This window comes from Acinetobacter soli, from assembly GCF_018139125.1.
In the GTDB taxonomy this organism is placed as follows: Bacteria; Pseudomonadota; Gammaproteobacteria; order Pseudomonadales; family Moraxellaceae; genus Acinetobacter; species Acinetobacter soli.
In genome coordinates, this window is sequence record NZ_CP073241.1 from 2,056,358 (window position 1) to 2,078,953 (window position 22,596).

Genomic DNA, 22,596 nt, shown 5'->3' on the forward strand with positions numbered 1-22,596 from the left:
CGGATTTGGTTGAAACACAACAAAATCACTACAACCATAAAAAAAGGCGCTTGCGCGCCCTTTTTTATCAACAACAATTAACGCGCTTGGCGAGCTTGCTGTTCTTTTAACAACTCTTCGTAAGATACCGCTGTATCTGTTACTTTTGCAGCAGCCAAGATGTGGTCCACTACTTGATCTTCAAGCACAACAGCTTCGATTTGAGCGCGTTGTTGCTGATCATTTTTGAAGTATTCAACGACTTCTGTTGGATCTTCGTAAGAAGACGCCATTTCGTCGATGTAGGCATCAACACGCGCTTGATCAACTTCAAGTTTCGCATCAGCAAGTACTTTGCTTACAAGTACGCCAAGTTTCACTGATTTTTCAGCTTGTTCCTTGAACAATTCGTCTGGAAGCATGCTCTTGTCAAATGATTGAGCGCCTGCACCACCAAACTGCTGCGTGAACTGCTGAATCATTTGCTGACGCTGACGATCAATTTCTTGTGCAACCATTGCTTCAGGCACTTCGATTTCGTTCGCTGCAACAAGTGCATCAAAAGTCGCTTGTTTCACTTGGTTACGAAGACCGTTACGTACTTCGCGCTCCATGTTTTTGCGTACATCTGATTTTAGCTTTTCTACGCCTTCTTCTTCAGTAAGACCGAAGATTTTTAAGAATTCTGCATCGATTTCTGGAAGCTTTGGTTTTTCAACTTGCTTCACAGTGATTTTGAATTTCGCTGCTTTACCTGCAAGGTTAGCCGCTTGGTAATCTTCTGGGAAAGTCACATCGATAACTTTCTCTTCACCCGCTTTCATGCCCACGATACCGTCTTCAAAGCCCGGAATCATACGGCCAGAACCCAAGACCAATTTAAAGTCTTCAGCAGAACCGCCTTCAAACTTCTCACCGTCTACTTCGCCTTCGAAGTCAAAAGTTACTTGCATGTCTTTTTTCGCCATGCCTTTGGTCACAGCCCAAGTTTGACGTTGTTTTTGCAAGTTTTCGATCATGACATCAACGTCTTTGTCGTTGATTTCAGTCGCTTTACGCTCAACTTCTAATGCATCAAACGCGTTTACTTCAACTTCTGGGTACACTTCGACAGTTGCTTCGTACACCAAAGCATCATCTTTATGTTCAACTTTTTCAATGTTTGGCATGCCAACAGCATTGATTTTTTCTTGTTGAATCGCTTCGAATACGGTGTCACGAATGATGTCATTGACCACTTCTTGGTAAATGCCAGCACCGAAATCTGAACGAACGCGAGACAAAGGCACTTTTCCAGGACGGAAGCCGTTGATTTTCACAGTTTTGGCAGTGCGTTTTAAACGAGCTTCAAATTGCTCATTAATACGGCTCGTCGGTACAGAAACATTTAAACGACGGGCAACGCCCGAAACCGCTTCAGTCGTTACTTGCATGGCTTCCTCGATAATTTGGTTAGGTAGTAACAATTTTTAAAGTGCCACATTATATGACAACTTTACCGATATACAAAACGGATCATGAAATTGCAACTTTTTTATTCATTTTTCAAGGTAAAGTTGGCTGAAATAGGTCTGATGAAGCGATCAAATCAGATTTGTAGCATCTTTACAGCACAGATTGCGCTAGATCACCACTTTATCGTGATGAATTGAATAGCTGAAAGAAAGTCTCAGCGCATTTACTTAAATGATGTAAAGTCTTTTAGCTGTTACTACCAAAAAAATTTATTTAAATCTTAAAAAATTCTTAAAAAATTTATAAAAAAATGATTTTTTCTCTTCTTAAAATTTAATTATTTTAAAAAATATAAATTAAAACAATAATCTATACCAAAATAGAAAATTTAGTATCGTTTAAATTCCATAATTTCTCCATTTTTAATAATTAAATCCAATTACATTCGACTACAAATTTTAATAATAATCATTATTATTCGCATACTGTTTCTTATTGCTACTGAGACTTCTATGGCGTTTATCACCACTCGAAAGAAGATTGTTTCTTCTGCTATTGCCTCTTCCCTCGCTGTTATGGCCACTCCCGTTATTGCGCAAGACGAGGTCTCTCACCTTGCGACCATTCGTGCACAAGCAGAACAAACAGAAAGCTTAAAAGTTGATACATCTGCCAACAAAAAATATGTCGCGCCGCTACTCGATACCCCAAAATCCGTTGCGATCGTTTCACAAAAATTACTACAGGACACGGGTGCAACTTCTTTAACCCAAGCATTGCAAAATGTACCAGGCATTACCTTTGCAGCCGGTGAAGGCGGTACACCATTTGGTGATACGCCTTATATCCGTGGATATAGCGCGCAGTCTTCCATTTATGTAGATGGCGTAAGAAATGCCACCACACAAAATCGTGATAACTTTGCAGTCGAACAAATTGAAGTCACCAAAGGCTCAAGCTCTACTCTTTCAGGTGGTGGCGGCGTGGGTGGTAGTATCAATCTGATCACCAAACAGGCACACCAAGGCGATGAATACCAAGGGACTGTTGCTGGCGGCACAGATAATTACCGTCATATTCAACTCGATGCCAACAAAGATTTCGGCAACGGTGTTGCAGGCCGTGTGGTCGTGATGGGACATCAAAATGAAAAGCCGGGCCAAAGCAATGGTGCCGAATACAATCGTGTCGGTTTAGCCCCGAGTATTGCGTGGGGGCTGGGTACTGCAACACGTGGTTTGCTCAGTTATTACTACTTACAAAGCTACGATGAACCAGATGCAGGTATTCCATTTCCAACCACAGGCGGCAAGCCGATTTCGGTAAAGCAAGGCACTTACTACGGCTGGAAAAATCGTGATTTTGATAAACGCGAAAACCACATTGGTACGTTCAAGCTTGAACACGATTTAAGTGATAATCTCACTGTATCGAATGTAGCCACCTATACCAAATCCAAAACTGACTACATTTATACTAATGCTGACGATTCAAAAGGTAATGTGGCTAATGGCACCGTATGGCGTGGTCATTCGTTGAGTCGTATCTCAAATACCGATGCCTTTGCAGATCAACTGGCTCTAACAGGTAAATTTAATACTGGCATGCTCAAGCACAGTTTTAATACTGGTATTGAATACAGCGATCAAAGCACTGATCTTGGTCTATATATCACACCTGCCACAAGTAGCACTTGTACCAGCACCAACTATCAATGCACAGATCTCTATAACCCAAGTAATCCGGCATACACGGGTACCATTACACCTTATGCCAATATGTATACCACACGCAGTAAAACAACTTCATTGTACGCACTGGATAGCATTGAATTCACGCCACAATGGTTACTGAATTTAGGCGTGCGTTGGGATAAATTTGATACCAGTGTGAAATATCATAAAGCCGCGATGAACTATGCTGGTGTCGCATCTACAGGTGTCGATGTAGACAGTGACAGTGACTTTTTCTCTTATCAAGCTGGTCTGACCTTTAAGCCAACAGAAAATGGCAGCATCTATGTAAGCTATGCCACATCTGCAAACCCTGTGGGAATTGGTCAAGGAGACAGCAGCGAATCCAGTGTGAGTACCTCGATTGCAGATCTTTCACCTGAAAAAGCACGTACTGCCGAATTGGGCACTAAATGGGATTTATTTGATAAGCGTGCTAATTTAACAGCTGCCATTTTCCGTACCGAAAAGCAAAATACACGCATTCAGGATGCATCTGGTCTGTACTCAAATGTAGGTGACAGCAAAGTTGATGGTTTTGAGCTGGAGTTAAACGGTCATATCACACAAAAATGGGATATTTCTGCTGGCTATAGCTACCTCGATAGCGAACTGAAAAATGGTGGCTATTCACGTGGTACAGCCGTACCATCGGGCGGTCCAATTCCATTTGTAGCCAAAAACAGTGCGACGCTTTGGTCAACTTATAAAGTGATGCCAAAATTCACCCTTGGTGCGGGTGCACAGTACAAAGACAAAGTCTTTGTAAACTCAAGTACAACCGCAGAGAAATACTTACCGGCTTATACCATTTATAATGCCATGGCCAAGTACGATATTAATCCGAATGTGAATCTACAGCTCAACATCAACAATATTTCGGACAAACGCTATTTCACTAGCGCACATGCGGCACACTATGCTTTTGAAGGTGACGGTCGCAATGCAGTGTTGGCAATCAACTTTAAATACTAATCGCTATTCAGCTCAACCTCGTTGAGATTGATGCTTGATCATTTAAAATAGCCTCAGCATGGGGCTATTTTTTAATTTTAAATCCACTGAACAGACAGGTTTTACACGTGATCCATCATATTCCAAATGTTCTCAGTAAAGAACAAGTTGCCGAATTTCGTACCCTTATGCTTAGTGCCAACTGGGTTAATGGAAAAGTTACCGCGGGAACACTGTCTGCCTCTGTAAAAAACAATCAACAACTTTCAGAGCAAGACCCACTGACCCACGAGTTAAGTGATCGAGTCATGAAAGCCATCTGGAATCATCCGATGTTTCAGGCAGCTGCACTTCCGCATCAAATGATTCCTCCCCTGTTTAACCGTTACGATGCTCAGGAAAGCTTTGGCTTTCATGTCGACAACTCGATTCGGTTGATTCGAGGCACACAGCAGCAAATGCGTACTGACCTTTCATGTACGCTATTTTTGAGTGAACCAGACGAATACGATGGCGGTGAGCTCGTGATTGAAGACACTTACGGCTATCACGAAGTCAAACTTCCTGCCGGAGATGTTGTACTGTATCCCGCGACCAGCCTACACGAAGTGAGCAGTATTACCCGTGGGACACGTTTTGCCTCCTTTTTCTGGGTACAAAGCTTAATTCGTGATGACAATAAACGTCATTTGCTGTTTAACTTAGATGAAAGTGTTCGTAGTCTTCGCATGCAGCATGGCGATGGTTATGCTGAAGTGGTTAAGCTAACCAACATCTACCACAACCTCATGCGTATGTGGTCTGAGCTGTAATAAGCAGATACTTACAATATTCGGAAAATGTTTTAGAGATAATAATTTTTATCGAATTAAGAATTTTAAGTGGGAAAAATTTCCACTTAATTTAAATTATATGCAAAACTCAGGGAAATATTTTCCAGTTTTTCAAATTAAAATCTACACTATAATTTTGCATGCCTGTGGTTTTTCGCCTAGACTCAAATGATCAACAATGGTATTGAGTGAATTGAAATACCTCAGCATTTAACTCATGGTATATGGAAATGAAACACGTTTTTGCTTGTCCCTCGCTCACCACATCCATCATGGCTCTCCTGATGCTGCGCCTCGCGCGCGTATAAACCTTATGCCGTAATCGGCAGCCTTAATTTTTGACTTTCACTTTTTTATTGAATACCCATATAAGAGCAGTGCGCAACGCCAATAAGACGACAGCATGCACACTGCAACAAGGAGCACTCTCATGATGTTAGCAGATCCAAGCAAGAAATATCGCCGTATGTATCAACGTGTCGATTTGCCTGATCGCCAGTGGCCAAATAACGAAATCACCAAAGCGCCGATCTGGATGAGTACGGATTTACGCGATGGCAACCAAGCCATTTTTGAGCCGATGAGCATTGAACAGAAATTTAAAATGTTTCAAATGTTGGTCAAAATCGGCTTCAAACATATTGAAATTGGCTTTCCATCGGCATCACAAATCGATTTTGATTTCACCCGTAAACTCATCGAAGAAAATCATATTCCAGATGATGTGTACATTGAGGTATTGGTTCAGGCACGTGATCACTTGATCGAACGTACGTTTGAATCTTTGGTGGGTGCCAAGCGTGCAATTGTGCACATTTACAATGCGAACTCTCCAACTTTCCGCCAAAAAGTGTTGAATGTTGGCGTTGAGGGTGCCAAAAAATTGGCCATTAACGCCGCTGAAAAAGTAAAAGAATACGCTGCACAATACCCTCAGACCGACTGGATTTTTCAATACAGCCCAGAATGTTTCTCTGCCACTGAATTAGAAGTGGCCAAAGATGTCTGTGATGCAGTTACCGAAATCTGGGAAGCCTCACCTGAAAACAAAGTGATTTTAAACTTACCGGCTACAGTCGAAGTTTCTACACCGAATGTATATGCCGACCAAATCGAGTGGATGCATCGCAATCTTGCTCGTCGTGACGGTGTGATTATTTCGGTGCATTGCCATAATGACCGTGGCTGTGGTATTGCGGCATCTGAACTTGCCATTATGGCTGGTGCAGACCGTGTGGAAGGCTGTGTGTTTGGAAACGGCGAGCGTACCGGAAATGTCGATGTGGCTGCGATTGCATTAAACATGTACACCCAAGGCGTTGCACCTGAGCTAGATTTTTCTAATATTAATGAAATCATTGCGACAGTTGAAGAATGTACTGGCTTGCCTGTTCATCCACGTCATCCATATGCGGGTGATTTGGTCTTCACTGCATTTTCAGGTTCACACCAAGATGCCATCAAAAAAGGCTTTGAGTTCCAGAAAAACGAAGACATCTGGGATATGCCATACTTGCCAATCGATCCAAAAGATTTGGGCCGCGACTACGATGCCGTGATTCGTGTGAACAGCCAATCTGGTAAAGGCGGTATTGCTTACTTGCTCGAATCGAATTACAACGTGGTGTTGCCTCGTCGTTTACAGATCGAGTTTTCACAGATTGTACAGCAGCGTACCGACGAAAATGGAACCGAAATCAGTGCATCTGATATCTGGACCTTGTTCCAAGACACTTATGTGAAAGTGAAAGAACAGCACTATACTGCCAAAAACTATCGTCTTTCAGATATTAATGGTACCCAAATCATCGAGTTAGATGTGGATATCGACGGTGAAGTTCAGCAGCTTCGTGGTGAAGGCAATGGACCAATTTCGGCCTTTATGAATGCGCTTCAATTGCCAATTGATGTTTTGAACTACGAAGAACGCAGTATCAGTTCGGGTGCCAATGCCAAAGCCCTCACCTTGATTGAAATTCAGGTTAAAGGAACCGGCAAGAGTGCATTTGGTGCAGGCGTACATGACAATACAGTCACTTCATCTATTGAAGCCATTTTAGCCTGTACCAACCGCTTGATTGAGCAAGGCGTACTTAGTACGGATCAAGTGGCCGCCGCCGCAGTTTAATCTCGCTAAAACCCTCTTTTTGAAAGGATACCTATGGTATCCTTTCTTTTATTATTGATTTAAAGATAAAAGGCGAATTGCTCCCGTGTCTTTTCCATCTGACTCAGTGGGGTTGGTTACTCCGCAAAAATTCCAATTTGAAGATCCTTTGCATTTAGAATGTGGACGTATCTTGCCGCGTTTCGAACTTATGGTTGAAACCTACGGTACACTCAATGCCGATCATTCGAATGCCATCTTGATTTGTCATGCCTTATCTGGCCATCATCATGCAGCAGGTTATCATCATCAAGACGATAAAAAAGCAGGCTGGTGGGATGCATGCATAGGCCCCGGCAAAGCGATTGATACCAATTTGTTTTTTGTGGTGGCCTTAAACAACATTGGCGGATGTAACGGATCGACAGGCCCGACATCTCCTAATCCTGAAAATGAAAACCGTCCTTATGGTCCTGACTTTCCACTGGTGACGGTGCGTGACTGGGTCAAAACACAAGCATTACTCTCAGATCGTCTAAAAATTGATGCATGGTATGCCGTGATTGGTGGCTCTTTGGGCGGAATGCAGGCACTGCAATGGTCGGTCGATTATCCAGATCGTCTCAAAAACTGTGTGATTATTGCCAGTGCGCCAAAGCTTTCTGCACAAAATATTGCCTTTAATGAGGTGGCCCGCCAATCGATTCTTTCCGACCCCGACTTCTATCACGGTCGTTATTTAGAACATGACAGTTACCCAAAACGTGGTCTGATTTTGGCACGTATGGTGGGGCATATTACCTATTTATCAGAAGAAGCCATGAAGCAAAAATTTGGCCGAGACTTAAAATCGGGTAAATTTATGTATGGCTTTGATGTTGAGTTTCAGGTCGAAAGTTATTTACGTTATCAAGGCGAGCAATTTAGCCGAAACTTTGATGCCAATACGTATTTAATCATGACCAAGGCACTCGACTACTTTGATCCGTCACGTGAATACGAGCAGTCGCTGACCCGTGCCATGGCCAAAACACAATGTCGCTTTTTAGTGGTGTCTTTTACCACCGACTGGCGTTTTGCACCTGAGCGTTCACAAGAAATTGTAGATGCGCTGATTACCAATCATAAACCTGTGACTTATCTCGATATCGATGCCGAGCAAGGTCACGATTCATTTTTGTTTCCGATTCCACTTTACGTCAAAACGCTTCGCGCATTTTTAGGTGGTGAGGCACATCTCAAATCGACACCAAATCTGGAGGCGATCTAATGCGTATTGACCAACAACTGGCAGAAACATGGATTAAACCGGGTACAAGTGTGCTGGATTTGGGCTGTGGCGATGGTGAATTATTGGCCCATATGAGCAAAAAACATCAAATTCGTGCCTATGGACTAGAAATTGATCAAGAAAAGATTGCAATTGCGGTCAGTCGCGGGTTAAATATTATTCAACAGGATTTGAACTTGGGCTTGAGCCGTTTTGCCGACCAGTCTTTTGACTCGGTGGTGATGGCACAAGCACTGCAAGCCGTCGATGCACCAGACGTGTTATTACGCGATATGGTGCGTGTAGGGAAACAAGCCATTATTACCTTTCCAAACTTTGCGCACTGGAAAACGCGCTCTTTTTTAGCCTTGAAAGGAATGATGCCTGTTTCAGATGCGCTGCCGTATATGTGGTATAACACACCCAATATCCACCTGTGTACATTTAAGGATTTTGAAGCACTCTGTGCTGAAAATGATATTCAAATTATTAATCGACTTGCCGTGAATGGGAATCAGCAAGGGAGCCTTCTGAGTAAGCATGTCCCGAATTTGTTTGGTGAAGTCGCAATTTATCGAGTGAGCGCTCTATGAAAAAAGCACTGTTTGGCACACTAGTAATTGGACTTTTAAGTTTTCAAGCACATGCCGATTACGTTCCACAACCCCAATCGATTGCTGCACAGGCTGCACGTTATTCAGTGATGAGTATCAGCGAACTGACTCAAGCTGCACGAGCTGGTCAGGCAGGTGCTCAGTTTTATCTGGGCGCACATTACCAACATGGTAAAGATGTTGCCAAAGATGATAAGCAAGCGTTTACCTGGTTTAAAGCAGCAGCAGATCAAGGCTTATCCCCTGCTCAGTTAAATGTAGGCCGTATGTATGCAGATGGCGTGGGTGTAGCTAAAAACGAAAGCATGGCGCGTAAGTACTTTGAAAAAGCGGCCAGCAATGGTGATAACCGTGCCAGCTACAATCTGGCAATGATGGAAGAGCAAAAGAAAAACTATCAGGGTGCTTATCAGTGGTACGAACTGTCCACCCGCGATGGCATGCTTGACAATAAAGTCATCAATATGTCGCAAAGCAAAAAAACAGCTTTGGCAGCAAACCTGACCCAAGATCAGATTCGTCAAGCGGTTGACCGTGCAGACAAATGGATTCAAGCGCAGTAAATTTTTTTAGCATTAAGAGCACCTTCGGGTGCTTTTTCTTTTGTTAAAATCACCTCAAAATTTTGTTCGAGCATTTGTTATGTCCAATTCAGCATGGTTAAATCAAGGCACACTGGTCTTAGCCAGTAACAATAAAGGGAAGATTAGTGAGTTTGAAAAAATGTTTGCCGAACTCAAACTTCCTGTTAATGTCATTCCTCAAGGTCAGCTCAATATTCCCGATGCCATTGAAGATGGTTTAAGCTTTATCGAAAATGCCATTATCAAGGCGCGCCATGCCGCCAAGATTTCAGGCAAACCCGCTATTGCAGATGACTCGGGCCTGTGTGTACCTGTTTTGGGTGGTGCGCCGGGTATTTATTCAGCACGCTATGCGGGCGATCATGGCAATGATGCCGCCAATAACGCAAAGCTTTTAGAGGATTTACGCCCTTATCGACAGCACAATCAGCCGATTGCCGGTATGTTTGTCTGTGTATTGGCTTTTGTGGAACATGCTGATGATCCGCTACCGCGTATTTTTGAAGGTTTCTGGCACGGCGAGATTCTCGACGCACCACAAGGTGAGCACGGTTTCGGCTATGATCCGCTGTTTTGGCTGCCTCAACTCGGTATGAGTAGCGCCGAAATGCCAAAAGAACAAAAAAATAAAATCAGTCACCGTGGTAAAGCCATGCAGCTTTTCCGCGACAGTCTTTCGACATCGGTTTAATCACGCCTCGAAGTGGATGTGAGGCTCGCCTTACATCCAACTCAGCAAAGATGTTGTATGAATTATCAGTGCATAGAGTGCAATCAATATACAGCTCATGATTGTACCTGATGCAATATATTTAGCCGATACACCGGTACCCTGATAATGTGTTTCCAGTGCCACAATATTCGCCGCGGGTGGCAAGCAAAACAGTAAAAACATTACGCCAATCGATTGCTGTATATTGGCAATCGGTAAATAAAAATAAGCTGCTGTGCAGAGCACAACACCGCAGATCACTTTTAAACCTAAAATCGCAGCACTGCGTTTTAAATCCTGAATATGCACTTTTGTATGTCGTAACCACATGCCGAGTACACACATGCCAGCAAAGCTCATCCCAATTTTCGCAGCGCTGTAAATAAGCTCAAATATATGAGGATCGTGAATATTTTGTATCCCGACCAAACGGCATAGCCCAGCCAGAATGAGCGCAACACATGGCGGAGACTGTACGACCTTTTGCACAATGGTCCGCATGGACTGCGGCGCATCAGAAACAGCCGTGACCGCCCCAATATTGCCAAAAATAGAACCGCCAATATAAAGCGCCACCATGGCCGAACTGATTTGAGGGCCAAAAATGGCAATCGCAAAAGGAAATCCCAGCCATGCCATGTTCACATAACTAAAGCATAAAGCACCCAACCGATCTTTAAATATGGCGATGAATAGTCCATACAATAAAATTGCCGAGATAAAGCTAAATAGCATCAAACTCAAGCTGCCTGATTGATAAAATACCATGTTGTAAATAATCACAACTGGAATAAAGACGCGAGCCAGCAAGGTTGCCAAAAAGGGTTTTAAATGTTCAGCAAACTTATATTGTGCCAGACATAATCCGACAATAAATGCAATCAGTGGGAGAATTAAGGCCACAATAGATCTCTAAACTAAAATTTTAACTCAACTTTTTTATACTAACACCCGAAGCTTAAAAAATAAGACTGTCTTAAAACTGCAACCCAAATGTCACATTCCTGTCATGCCTTCTTGCTCAAATATCTGCAAAACATTGGAGTAGAAAAAATGGCAGGTTTATCGATTTGGCATGTGATTATCTTTTTAGTGGTGGTGGTGCTGTTATTTGGTACGTCAAAACTTAAAAATCTGGGTAAAGATGTCGGCGGCGCGGTCAAAGACTTTAAAAAATCAATGCGCGATGAAACAGAAGAAAATGCGCAATTACACACCCCGCGCACGATTGATGCAGAAGTGAAGACGGCTGAACGTTCTTCTGCCAAAAGCTAAGAGTACGTTGCTATGTTAGATGTCGGTTTCGGTGAACTCTTTTGCTTTGGGATGATTGCCCTGCTGGTGCTCGGCCCAGATAAACTTCCGGTTGCCGCACGCTTTGCTGGCCGCTGGTATGCCAGAGCCAAACGTTACATTTCCAATATACAAAACGAGATTGATCGTGAGCTCAAGCTGTCTGAATTTAGAAAAGAAATGCAAGATGAGCTAGACCGTTTACATTCGTTAGAACAAAGTATGCAGGCCCGTTTAAAAGAAATCGAAAAAGCCTCTCAAGAACAACGAATCCATCTCGCAGAGCAACCTGAAGCCGCTTGTGCACCCCAGCTAAAAACAACTTACATCTTGTGTCATGTGCCACAGCACGTTGTACCGTTTTGTAGACATCAACAACCCCGAAGATGTGAACGCCAAAACGATGTGATTCCTCAACATTCTTCTGTCGAGTTAAAGATTGCCGTATGAGCCAGCTTCCTTCAAATGACATCATGCCTGCACCAGAGTCTCTGGAGCAGATGCCTATTACTCAACATTTGATTGCTTTAAGACGTCATCTTTTTAAGATTGTGGGCGTGACACTGCTTTTGTTTTTTATTTTATTGCCTTTTCGAAACACCACCTATCAGTGGCTGTCTGAGCCTCTGCGTCGCCAGATGCCAAGTACATCGTCGATGATTGCCACCGACGTTACCGCTACATTTATGGCGCCGTTCAAGCTCAATCTATGTGTTGCACTCATGTTGGCGATGCCGTTTATCCTATTTCAGCTTTGGACCTTTATTAAGCCCGCGCTATACGCAAAGGAAAGACATCTGGCTATTCCGCTACTTGTAGGCAGTATTGTGCTTTTTTATACCGGCATTGCCTTTGCGTATTTTATTGCCCTGCCCGGTATCTTGCATTTCTTTATGAGTGTCTCACCAGAAACTGTTGCCCCGATGACCGACATCAACAGTTATCTGGACTTTTGTTTAAAGTTATTTCTGGTTTTTGGATTTACCTTTGAAATTCCAATCGCCACCTTGCTGCTTATTTTAATCGGCATTGTGAGCACTCAGAGCTTGATTGAAAAACGACGCTTTATTGTGGTGGGATGCTTTTTTATCTCAATGTTTATTACACCACCCGATGCGATTTCGATGATCATGCTCGCGGTACCAATGTGGCTATTGTTCGAATTGGGACTTCTGTTTGGAAAAATGCTGGAAAAACGTAGAGCTTAATCTCTGCGTTTTTTTATGCGCTATTTTCGTATTTTTAAGCACCATCAGTTTCATAAATTCATATAAGCCATTCATCACACTGTCTTCAATCTGACACCAAAGTGCAAAAAAAGCGTCATTAAGCTTTTCTAAAATCAGTGCTGTTTTCCTTCTCACATATAATGAACACGGATCTCTCATGACAACGACACCGGCAAATCAACATCCTACCCGTCGCGATCTACTCAAATGGTTTACTGGTCTTCCTTTTTTACCACTCGGGGCTATGGCAACAGCCGCGACACTGGCAGGCTGCAATGACAGTGATAATGGCACCACTACGATGCCAACCAAAACCGTTAATTTAAAAACGGCAACCTTTACCTCAATGGATGCCCCTTCACTTGCCAATCCTGCTGCAATGGCCACCACAACGGTCAACTCGAAACTGAGCGTAAGCTGGGACGACGGCTCACAAACTGACTATCAGTTGGCCTATAAGCCATTCTTCAAAACAGGCGACTCTGTGCCTAACCTGAGTGGTGGAACCATCATTGCAGGGGGTTATGTCGATGCAAAAGGCAACCCAATTGTCGATAAGTCGGTGGCGGGTAAAGAGCGTCAATTCTTTTCTGACTGTCCAGATGGTTCTTCATTAATTACGGTACCCAATGCCAGTGTCGCAGGTGTCACCAATCCGGTTTTTCATGTAGTGCAATTTGAATACACCACTAAAGATCAGGCAGGTGCCAGCATGTATGGCAAGCTGCCTTCTCCGATTGCGATTTTGACACTCGATCAAGACCAAAAAACCGGTCATTTAGAGCTGAAGAAATATTACAACGTTGATATGTCGAGTGCCTACGGACTCTGGATCACCTGTGGTGCCAGCATGTCACCGTGGGGAACACATCTGTCGAGCGAAGAATACGAGCCAGACGCCTTTGATCAGGGTATTGGTACAGCGTTGAGTACCGTGACCGCATATAGCCAAAACTATTTTGGTGATAGCACGACTGCCAATCCGTACAACTATGGTCACTTGCCTGAAATTACAGTCAATAAAGACGGTACAGGCAGCGTAAAGAAGCATTTCTGTTTGGGGCGTATTTCTCATGAACTGGTGCAAGTAATGCCAGACAACCGTACCTTAATTATGGGTGATGACTATACCAACGGTGGCTTTTTCATGTTTGTTGCAGACAAAGAAAAAGACTTATCTGCAGGTACACTGTATGTCGCCAAATACACCAGTGTATTTTCTGAAAATACCATTGCCCCAATTCAATGGATTAATTTAGGTCACGCCACCAGCCAAGAGATTTCAGACCTGATTAACGTTCGCAAAATCAAGCCAAGCGATATCATGGAGAGTCTGACCAATCAACCTGCCGATCTAACTGGTTACACCAAGATTATACTCAATGCCAAAACCCTCTGGGTAAAAGTTAAATCGGGAATGGAAAAAGCTGCGGCGTTTCTTGAAACACACCGTTATGCAGCACTTAAAGGCGGTAGTATGGCCTTTACCAAACTTGAAGGAACAACCGTCAATATCAAAGATAAAGTGGCTTACTCTGCCGTATCGTATTTACAAAAATCGATGGTCAAAAATGGCGCTGGCTGGACAGAATCTAATAACGTGTCATTTAGTGCTGCAATCAATTCAGGCGCTGTGGTTGCCCACGACATGAAAGGCGGTCAAATCGACTCGACGGGTGCGGTCATCAATAGTGACTGGGTTGCGTATCAATCGCGTGTCTTGATTACTGGTGAAGATCTTGCATCGCCAGATGCGCTAGGCAATACGGCAAATCCGAATAAAATTGCCAATCCAGACAACCTGAAGTTTTCGGAAAGTTTGCGCACCTTATTTATTGGCGAAGACAGCGGCATGCATGTCAATAATTTCTTGTGGGCCTATAACGTTGATACCAAAGTACTCTCGCGTATTTTGTCGACGCCATCAGGCGCTGAATCGACTGGTTTGCATGCGGTAGATTCGATTAATGGCTGGACCTATATCATGAGCAACTTCCAGCATCCGGGTGACTGGGAAGGCATTCACTCAAATGTAAAAGGTACTTTACAAAGTTATATCAATGCCAATTACAGCAACGGTTATGCTGCGGCTGTCGGCTATATCACCGCAGACCCAATTGCGCCGTCGAGTGTAAAAAAATCTTAATCTAGATGGCTTGAACCATAAAAAATTGAGCTCGCAACTGCGGGCTCAGTTTTTTTGATCAGTGTAAATTGCAGGTATACATCCAGTTTTTTTCAATCCAGTGTAAACTTAAAACTTGCTTAAATTCATCGAATTGCAATCAGAATGTAAAGACACCGTCATATTAAAACTCTACTTTGAATGGAAAATTTTGATATCCATTTATTGTTTGGGGAAATACATGACACAGCCAACGCCATATCATGAAGATCAAGAGTTAGACAACAATACATCTGACAACATTCATTTCCGCGATATTTTAGAACAATCGATGTCTCGCCGTTCACTCATTGCGAAAACGGCAAGCGGTGCCGTTGCACTGGCCTTGGCCTCTACATTGACGGGTTGTAACGATAGCAATGATGACAATAACAACTCTACCCCTGCGGTTGATCCAAACAAACGCCCTGAAAAGCTCAACTTCAAACCTGTTGCAAAAAACTTAAACGATATCGTGACAGTACCAGAAGGCTATCAGGCCACAGTACTCTATGCGCTCGGCGATTCAATTAATCCGCGTGTTGGTGCGTGGGACGACAACAATATTCCATCAGGTCCGAGCTTCCAGTTCCGTTCTGGAGACTGCCACGACGGCATGCATTATTTTGGTTTAAACACGAGCAGCAACCGTTTTGATGACAACGTCTCGACACAGGGATTGCTGGTGATGAATCATGAGTACATCAACCCAACCTTTTTGCATCCGAAAGGCCCAACCAAAGTCGATAATCGCCGACCAGAAGATGAAGTACTCCGTGAAATGAACGCACACGGTGTGTCGATTATCCACATTAAAAAAGACGCCACCACGCAAAAAGTCGAATTCATTCAAAGTTCGGTCTTTAACCGTCGTATTACGGCCTCGACCGTGATGGATTTTGCGGGTGCGGCAGCCGGTGCTGATCTGTTGGTGACCAGCTACTCGCCAAGCGGTAAACAAACCCGAGGAACCCACAACAACTGTGGCAATGGTTATACACCTTGGGGCACCTATTTAACCACCGAAGAAAACTTTATTGGCTATTTTCAGCGTTCGAGCAGCGATGACCTGAAACGTCAACCGCATGAAATTATCGCACTCAACCGTTACGGCCTCAAAGCGGGTGCCAGCTCGCGCTACGGCTGGGAAACGGCGATTGGTCAAATTGAAGCACAAGACCTCTATAGCCGCTGGAATGCCGATGTCAATGCAGCACAGGCAGCGCAGGATTATCGTAATAGCCCGAATACCTTTGGCTGGATGGTCGAAATCGATCCGTTTGATGTGCGCCAAAACCCTGTAAAACGGACTTCACTGGGGCGTTTTGCTCATGAAGACAGTGCATGCCGCGTGGTTGCCGGTCAGCCACTGGCCTTTTATATGGGCGATGACTCACGTGGTGAATACATCTATAAGTTTGTGAGTACGGCAAACTGGGATGTTAAAGATATCAATGGCGGCTATACCGCAGGTGATAAATATCTCAACAGCGGTATTTTGTATGTGGCCAAATTTAACAATGACGGCACTGGTCAGTGGATCGAGTTAAGCTATGGGAAAAATGGCCTCGATGCCAGCAACAAAACCTATCCGTTTCGTCATCAGGCCGATGTCGTAACCTTCGCGCGTCTGGCCGCAGACAGTGTTGGTGCCACGAAAATGGATCGCCCAGAATGGTGTACGGTGCATCCAGAAAATGGTGAAGTGTACGTCACCCTCACCAACAACTCGAACCGAGGCAGCAGCTACCCAACCGATGCCGCCAATCCGCGTAACTATGAAGACACCTACGCGGGCAGCAAAACCAACAAAGGTAACGTCAACGGTCATATCATCCGTTTCAAAGAAACCGACAACAAAACCACGGCTACGACCTTCAAATGGGACATTTACCTGTTTGGCGCAGAAGCCAAAATGGCGGCAAATATTAACCTGTCGGGTTTAAATGACAACAACGACTTTTCAAGCCCGGATGGTATGTGGTTCGATGCACGCGGCGTCTTGTGGATTCAAACCGATGACGGCGCTTATACCGATGTGACCAACTGCATGATGCTGGCGGCTTTACCGGGAACCCTTGGTGACGGTACGACAGCCACGACATCAAATGGCCAGCAAACCATTGTGGGCGCGAAAGTAACCGATGAAAATCTGCGCCGTTTCTTGGTGGGACCAAAAGAATGTGAGATTACCGGCATTGCCATGACGCCAGACAATAAAGCCATCTTTATTAATGTTCAGCATCCGGGTGAAGATTCTAGCAGTTACGACAAGCCAAGCAGTCACTGGCCTGCAACCCAAACCGACCCAAGCAATACGACAGCTCGCCCTCGCTCGGCGACCGTGGTTATCACGCGTAAAGACGGTGGCGTGATTGCAGGTACCTAAACCCGCATATAATAAAAAAACTGGCTTCGGCCAGTTTTTTTATTATTGTCGTTCAATCTTGATCTCGGTGATCTGTCCCTGCTGCTCACCTTGCTGAATTTTTTCACGCCAGTGCCAGTGATGATCATCAAGCGTCAGAAAATTTGAGCAGCGTGTGCCGTATACGGGGCTTTGAATAAAGGTCGAAGAGAGCAGCTCTTCCATCTCAAGGCTAATTCCGGTTTCGGGTAGCCGTGCAGGAATCACCTTGCGTTCATCTTCCAATATATCCCACGCGGCATGCTCTAAAGTTGCCGCGGGTGTATGCACCTGCATCATAGGTAAAAACTCTTGGGTAAAGCGCTTACGTAAATGTGCTGTTTTTTCCCAGTGCTCCGACATTAAACCGTTGGAGACCACATAAACGCCTTTGGCCAAAACTTGTGGCGCTTCACCGCGGTTGCTCATATAGACTGCCTGCGTTGCATCACCTAAAAATAGATTAAATCCCGCATATGCCTGCTGATGTTGCTCAAGGGTCTTCGCAAAACGGATCGGCGACAGATCTGAGTGTAGAAAATCGGCAATCAATGCCCCACGTGATGTGGGATAGTGCTGCTGATCTTTGCCATCACGAAAATTGGTCACCACCGCCCAGCGTCCAGATGCTGTAATGCCCATCCATGTCCCACCGGATTGCAGATCTTGACCCGCAATAATCGGACTATCGGGCCATTGCTTTAAAGACGCAGTGGGACGCGCGTAAAACTCATCACGATTTGAAAGTAAACAGACAGGCGTGTGGTCGAGCACCTGCCATGCCAAGGCAACAATACACATGATCTTTTCTCGTCATCTTTACACATTGAATGTACAACATTTTTCTGACATTCCGTTAAAATCTCTGGCAAAGATAAAAGCAAGGTACAGGTATGCTCACCTATCCCAATATAGACCCGGTTGCTGTTTCGCTTGGTCCGCTCAAGGTCCATTGGTATGGACTGATGTATTTACTGGCATTTTTATGTGCTTGGGGGCTCGCGTCCTATCGTGCAAAACAACGTGATGGCTGGACCTCGGAAATGGTTTCCGATCTGGTCTTTTACGGCGCTCTCGGCGTGGTGCTGGGTGGACGTGTCGGTTATGTACTGTTTTACGAGTTCGACAAATTTCTTGCCAATCCGATCTGGCTGTTTCAGGTCTGGACAGGCGGTATGAGTTTTCACGGCGGCTTTATCGGCGTGATGTTGGCCATGATCTTGTGGTGCCGCAAATACCAGAAAACTTGGTTTGAAACATTGGATTTTATTGCACCCTGCGTCCCAACCGGTTTGATGTTTGGCCGTATTGGTAATTTTATTGGGGGCGAGCTGTATGGTCGCGAAGTCCAAGATCCGAACTATCCTTTCGGGATGATCTTCCCAACCGATCCGTTTCATCTGGTGCGTCACCCATCCCAGATCTATCAAGCCATTTGTGAAGGCTTGTTGCTGTTTATCTTGTTGTGGTGGTTCAGCTCAAAACCGCGACCACGTATGGCAGTGTCTGCCTTGTTCCTAATGGGATACGGTGTAGCACGCTTTGTGATCGAATTCTTCCGTGAGCCCGATGCAGATCAAGGCTTTATTTTATTTGGATGGATGACCAAAGGTCAGATTCTGACTGTGCCGATGTTACTGATTGGCTTGTGGATGATGTGGTACGCCTACCGCCGTAAACTTTACGACTGGGGACCACTCAAAACCCGATAACATCTATCGCTGTAATTTTAAAGGCGGGTCAAGTCAAGCTTTTCCCGCCTTTGATTTTTTGTGGTAAATTCTGCCTATTCTTTTTGAATGATACCTGCACATGCTTGAATTCTGGTTTGACCCGAACATTTCTCGGATTCAAAAATTTTTCATTCTTCTTCTCACCCTCATCGTGGCGATTGCACTGTTTTATCATCAGCCTTTACCACTCGACGTGGTGCTGATGTTTACAGGAACAGGCATAATCTTTCTGATATGTCGCTACCTAAAGCTGCATTTTGCTGCGCAAAAGCCAACTGGTTTACTGTATCGCCTGCTGACCTGGATTCCAATTGCACTGATCTTTGCACTGTTGTTTGTAAAAACCATGAACAATCTGATGTGGTGGGGTATTCAAGGGATCGCCTTTATGGCGCTGGCGGTGTTTATTTTTTCACCGCAGTTTTTATTTAGATCTTCAAATTCAGGTGTGAATCCCGATGCTTGAGTTTTGGTATTCCGAGCGCATCACCCGCCCGATACGTTTTGGATTTTGTATTGCGTTATGCGCAGTGATTTACTGGCTCTCGCACATACAGCCGCTTAGCCCGAAATATGTCGTGGTCAGCGTTTTGATTGGAATAGTGACGCATATCATTCGCCATAAACGACAACAGATTCATCATGATAATCCTTACCGCAAAGGCTTTAATATTTTAGCCAACGTGTTTCCAATTATAGCCCTCATCATCACCATTTCGCTGCTGCCCGACTCATCAAAATGGATACCGGGCCTGCAAGTATTGGGCTTTAGCGTGCTCGGATTATGCTTGGCCTCTACCGCCCACTATCGTGAGCCACGTAAATAACGCAGGCAAGATTGTTTGCTGTTCTTTGAAGGCAAAAACGGCTAAAATTTGCAGTCGATTGAAACTTGTTGTCGCTTAGTCAAGCGGCGACTATACGATTAGAGAGAACCATGCGCACCTACTTAAACCTTTTACAACATATCCTAGACAATGGCGGCGATAAAGGTGACCGTACAGGGACAGGAACACGTTCTGTATTTGGTCATCAGATGCGCTTTGACCTCAGCCAAGGCTTTCCTCTGCTCACCACCAAAAAAGTACACTTTCGTTCGATTGTGATTGAACTATTGTGGTTTCTAAAAGGTGATACTAACGTACAGTACCTCAAGGACAACAAAGTCAGCATTTGGGACGAATGGGCGACAGCTGAGCAAACCGCGCGTTTTGGTCGCCCAGAAGGCGAGCTTGGCCCGGTGTATGGTCATCAGTGGCGTAATTTTGGCGCCAGCAAAAATGCAGATGGCAGCTATAACCAAGACGGATTTGATCAGATTTCATGGTTAGTCAATGAAATTAAAACCAATCCGAACTCACGCCGCTTGATTGTGTCTGGATGGAATCCAAATGAAGCCGGACAGGTCGCACTGCCACCGTGCCACACGTTGTTTCAGTTTTTTGTACAAGACAATAAATTGTCGTGTCAGTTATATCAGCGCAGTGCCGACGTATTTTTGGGTGTGCCGTTTAATATTGCCAGTTATGCACTCCTCACCCACATGATTGCGCAAGTCTGTGGCCTCGGCGTGGGAGATTTTGTCTGGACAGGTGGCGATACACATTTATATGCCAACCATTTTGAACAGGCCAAACTGCAACTCACCCGTGAACCGTTACCACTTTGTCAGCTTAAATTAAACCCTGAAATTACCGACCTGTTTGATTTTAAATTTGGAGATATCGAGATTGTTGACTACCAGTCTCATCCTGCAATCAAAGCACCTGTCGCTGTATAAGGAAAGCAATTAATGGCATTTCAAGGCTTAGAAGTGGTTCACGTGGTGGCCATGGATCAAAAACAGTGTATTGGTCAAGGTAATGCATTGCCGTGGCATATTCCCGCCGATCTCAAGCACTTTAAAGCAATTACCCAAGGTGGCGTGGTGGTTATGGGGCGTAAGACACTTGAATCGATGGGGCGCGCATTGCCCAACCGCAGTAATTGGGTGATTACCCGCGATGTAAACTGGTCATTTGCAGGTACACATGTAGCACATAGTATTGAAGCCGCTTTAGAAGGTGCTGCCCAAGAGGCAAAAGCCGCGAATCAGCCTGCACTCTTTATTATTGGCGGGGGAGAAATCTTTAGTCAGACACTGGATATTGCCGACCGGCTTGAGCTGACGCATGTCGAGCTTGATGTGCAAGGTGATGCATTTTATCCAGACCGACCTGCTGCCTTTAAAAAAATTGCCAGTGAATCACATATTGATGACAAAACAGGTATTGCGTTTGAGTTCGCAAGTTACCGAAAATAAAGGCAATCCCTAGCTGATTGTTGGTTTATGCATACAACTGGAAAAAAAGAATTTTTACATGCCCTAGGGATGGGGCTTTTACATATGATTTTCAGTGTTTTTGTGATCTGCTCAAGTATTTGGGTGTGTGCGGCACTCTGGATTCAGCAACCTTTTGGATGGCTAGGTAGTCGAATTCTCATCGGGATCTGGATTGTTTTTGCCCTCAGCGTATTGGGGATTTATATCAGTCAGCATATTTTAGGGCGCGGTAAAGATATTGTGCTGTACATGCTGGCATTCTTAGTTGCACTCCTGTGGTATTTTTCACTGGCGCCCGCGCAAAATCGTGATTGGGACCCTGAGGTCGCTCGGCTACTAGATTACCAACGCCAAGGAGATCAGATTACCCTGCACAATGTACGAAATTTTGACTGGCAACCTGATGGCCAGTATACCGAACGCTGGGAAACTCGTCATTACAACCTGAATCAGCTTCGAGGGGTCAATATCATTACCTCATACTGGATGGGCCCGCAAATTGCCCATACCTTGGTGAGCTTTGATTTCGAACAGCAAAAACCGCTGGTGTTTTCCATCGAAATCCGTAAGGAAAAAAATGAGAATTTTTCGGCAATTGGTGGTTTTTTTCGGCAGTTTGAATTAAGCCTAGTCGCAGCCGATGAAAAAGATATTGTGTATACCCGCAGCAATGTTCGCCATGAGCAGGTCTATCTGTTTCCTGTTCAGGTATCTAAAGAGCAAGCCAAGGCTTTATTTTTGGAATACCTTAAAACCTCAGATGAACTACGGGCAACACCAAAATGGTACAACACCCTGACCAGTAACTGCACCACCTTGGTTTTTGATATGGCACAAGCCATCAATCCAGATGAACTTCCTAAAGATTATCGCTTACTGGCGTCGGGATACCTACCAAACTACTTATATGACTTAAATGTACTCAGTCATGACTACAGCATTGCCAAGTGGTATCAGATGGCTTACATCAATGAACGGGCAGCCGAGTATGAGAAATTCAAACACCAAAACAGTCTAAATTTCTCAGAAGTGATTCGTTATGGTATTCCACAGCCGAAGCAGTGACACCTCAATCTTCGAGGATTACCCCGTTCTTCAACCCGATTATGCTGTATATTTTTTCTTAATGATCGAGAATCGATCGGGTTAGATCTTGCCTCATCATCTCGTAAAATAAGCTTACACAATCACACGCTTTTCTACTCG

General features: G+C 44.4%; 21 protein-coding genes. 18 read left to right on the forward strand and 3 right to left on the reverse strand.

What is annotated here, in order from left to right:
* Nucleotides 1-77: 77 nt before the first annotated feature.
* Nucleotides 78-1,412, reverse strand: a complete 1,335-nt coding sequence (gene tig / locus KCV09_RS09480; protein ID WP_004932831.1) for a trigger factor — start codon at nt 1,410-1,412, stop codon at nt 78-80.
* A 534-nt stretch (nt 1,413-1,946) separates the two neighbouring features.
* Here tig and KCV09_RS09485 point away from each other — a divergent pair.
* From KCV09_RS09485 to rdgB, 7 genes are all read left to right on the forward strand, one after another.
* Nucleotides 1,947-4,142: a TonB-dependent receptor gene (locus KCV09_RS09485; RefSeq protein WP_004932828.1), complete on the forward strand. Its 2,196-nt coding sequence runs from the start codon at nt 1,947-1,949 to the stop codon at nt 4,140-4,142.
* 107 nt (nt 4,143-4,249) lie between these two features.
* A complete protein-coding gene (locus tag KCV09_RS09490) occupies nt 4,250-4,933 on the forward strand; it encodes a Fe2+-dependent dioxygenase (RefSeq protein WP_212515083.1) in 684 nt (227 codons plus the stop codon).
* Nucleotides 4,934-5,384: 451 nt separating this feature from the next.
* Nucleotides 5,385-7,082: a 2-isopropylmalate synthase gene (leuA, locus tag KCV09_RS09495; protein WP_004943722.1), complete on the forward strand. Its 1,698-nt coding sequence runs from the start codon at nt 5,385-5,387 to the stop codon at nt 7,080-7,082.
* Between the two features lie 85 nt (nt 7,083-7,167).
* Complete coding sequence (metX, locus tag KCV09_RS09500; protein WP_004932819.1) at nt 7,168-8,331, forward strand: homoserine O-succinyltransferase MetX; 1,164 nt, start codon at nt 7,168-7,170, stop codon at nt 8,329-8,331.
* Nucleotides 8,331-8,924, forward strand: coding sequence for a methionine biosynthesis protein MetW (gene metW, locus KCV09_RS09505; RefSeq protein ID WP_004932817.1), 594 nt, complete (start codon nt 8,331-8,333; stop codon nt 8,922-8,924). The genes metX and metW overlap by 1 nt, the downstream gene beginning before the upstream one ends.
* Nucleotides 8,921-9,508 carry a tetratricopeptide repeat protein gene (locus KCV09_RS09510; RefSeq protein WP_004932816.1) on the forward strand — a complete coding sequence of 196 codons (588 nt, stop codon included), beginning with the start codon at nt 8,921-8,923 and terminating at the stop codon, nt 9,506-9,508. The genes metW and KCV09_RS09510 overlap by 4 nt, the downstream gene beginning before the upstream one ends.
* Nucleotides 9,509-9,587: 79 nt before the next feature.
* On the forward strand, nt 9,588-10,220 hold the full coding sequence (gene rdgB, locus KCV09_RS09515; protein ID WP_055414444.1) for an RdgB/HAM1 family non-canonical purine NTP pyrophosphatase: 633 nt from the start codon (nt 9,588-9,590) through the stop codon (nt 10,218-10,220).
* 30 nt (nt 10,221-10,250) lie between these two features.
* On the opposite strand, the gene KCV09_RS09520 is transcribed toward rdgB, so the two are convergent.
* Nucleotides 10,251-11,144, reverse strand: coding sequence for an AEC family transporter (locus KCV09_RS09520; protein ID WP_212515084.1), 894 nt, complete (start codon nt 11,142-11,144; stop codon nt 10,251-10,253).
* A 150-nt stretch (nt 11,145-11,294) separates the two neighbouring features.
* Between KCV09_RS09520 and tatA the strand changes: the two genes are divergently transcribed.
* The 5 genes from tatA to KCV09_RS09545 all read left to right on the forward strand — a co-directional run bounded on the left by tatA (nt 11,295) and on the right by KCV09_RS09545 (nt 17,316).
* Nucleotides 11,295-11,516 (forward strand): Sec-independent protein translocase subunit TatA, encoded by a 222-nt coding sequence (tatA, locus tag KCV09_RS09525; protein ID WP_004932808.1) that lies wholly within the window; start codon nt 11,295-11,297, stop codon nt 11,514-11,516.
* Between the two features lie 12 nt (nt 11,517-11,528).
* Nucleotides 11,529-11,984: a Sec-independent protein translocase protein TatB gene (tatB, locus tag KCV09_RS09530; RefSeq protein WP_151977662.1), complete on the forward strand. Its 456-nt coding sequence runs from the start codon at nt 11,529-11,531 to the stop codon at nt 11,982-11,984.
* Nucleotides 11,981-12,742, forward strand: a complete 762-nt coding sequence (tatC, locus tag KCV09_RS09535) for a twin-arginine translocase subunit TatC (protein WP_004932804.1) — start codon at nt 11,981-11,983, stop codon at nt 12,740-12,742. The genes tatB and tatC overlap by 4 nt, the downstream gene beginning before the upstream one ends.
* A 178-nt stretch (nt 12,743-12,920) precedes the next feature.
* Entirely contained in the window at nt 12,921-14,909 is a 1,989-nt protein-coding gene (locus KCV09_RS09540) for a PhoX family protein (protein ID WP_212515085.1), read from the forward strand.
* Nucleotides 14,910-15,129: 220 nt separating this feature from the next.
* Nucleotides 15,130-17,316: a PhoX family protein gene (locus KCV09_RS09545; RefSeq protein ID WP_212515086.1), complete on the forward strand. Its 2,187-nt coding sequence runs from the start codon at nt 15,130-15,132 to the stop codon at nt 17,314-17,316.
* Nucleotides 17,317-17,358: 42 nt separating this feature from the next.
* Here the strand turns inward: KCV09_RS09545 and KCV09_RS09550 are convergent, their stop codons facing one another.
* Nucleotides 17,359-18,135, reverse strand: coding sequence for an NRDE family protein (locus tag KCV09_RS09550; RefSeq protein ID WP_004932797.1), 777 nt, complete (start codon nt 18,133-18,135; stop codon nt 17,359-17,361).
* Nucleotides 18,136-18,227: 92 nt separating this feature from the next.
* On the opposite strand from KCV09_RS09550, the gene lgt reads away from it, so the two are divergent.
* The 6 genes from lgt (at nt 18,228) to KCV09_RS09580 (ending at nt 22,455) form a co-directional block, all read left to right on the forward strand.
* Nucleotides 18,228-19,046 carry a prolipoprotein diacylglyceryl transferase gene (gene lgt, locus KCV09_RS09555; protein ID WP_004932795.1) on the forward strand — a complete coding sequence of 273 codons (819 nt, stop codon included), beginning with the start codon at nt 18,228-18,230 and terminating at the stop codon, nt 19,044-19,046.
* Nucleotides 19,047-19,146: 100 nt separating this feature from the next.
* The gene (locus tag KCV09_RS09560) at nt 19,147-19,533 is read left to right on the forward strand and encodes a hypothetical protein (protein WP_004932793.1); all 387 of its coding nucleotides are present in this window, start codon (nt 19,147-19,149) and stop codon (nt 19,531-19,533) included.
* Nucleotides 19,526-19,894 carry a hypothetical protein gene (locus KCV09_RS09565; RefSeq protein WP_212515087.1) on the forward strand — a complete coding sequence of 123 codons (369 nt, stop codon included), beginning with the start codon at nt 19,526-19,528 and terminating at the stop codon, nt 19,892-19,894. The genes KCV09_RS09560 and KCV09_RS09565 overlap by 8 nt, the downstream gene beginning before the upstream one ends.
* 110 nt (nt 19,895-20,004) lie before the next feature.
* Nucleotides 20,005-20,847 (forward strand): thymidylate synthase, encoded by an 843-nt coding sequence (gene thyA, locus KCV09_RS09570; protein WP_212515088.1) that lies wholly within the window; start codon nt 20,005-20,007, stop codon nt 20,845-20,847.
* Nucleotides 20,848-20,859: 12 nt separating this feature from the next.
* Nucleotides 20,860-21,369 carry a dihydrofolate reductase gene (locus tag KCV09_RS09575; protein WP_151977674.1) on the forward strand — a complete coding sequence of 170 codons (510 nt, stop codon included), beginning with the start codon at nt 20,860-20,862 and terminating at the stop codon, nt 21,367-21,369.
* A gap of 27 nt (nt 21,370-21,396) precedes the next feature.
* Nucleotides 21,397-22,455 (forward strand): Lnb N-terminal periplasmic domain-containing protein, encoded by a 1,059-nt coding sequence (locus KCV09_RS09580; protein ID WP_004932783.1) that lies wholly within the window; start codon nt 21,397-21,399, stop codon nt 22,453-22,455.
* The last annotated feature ends 141 nt before the right edge of the window (nt 22,456-22,596 follow it).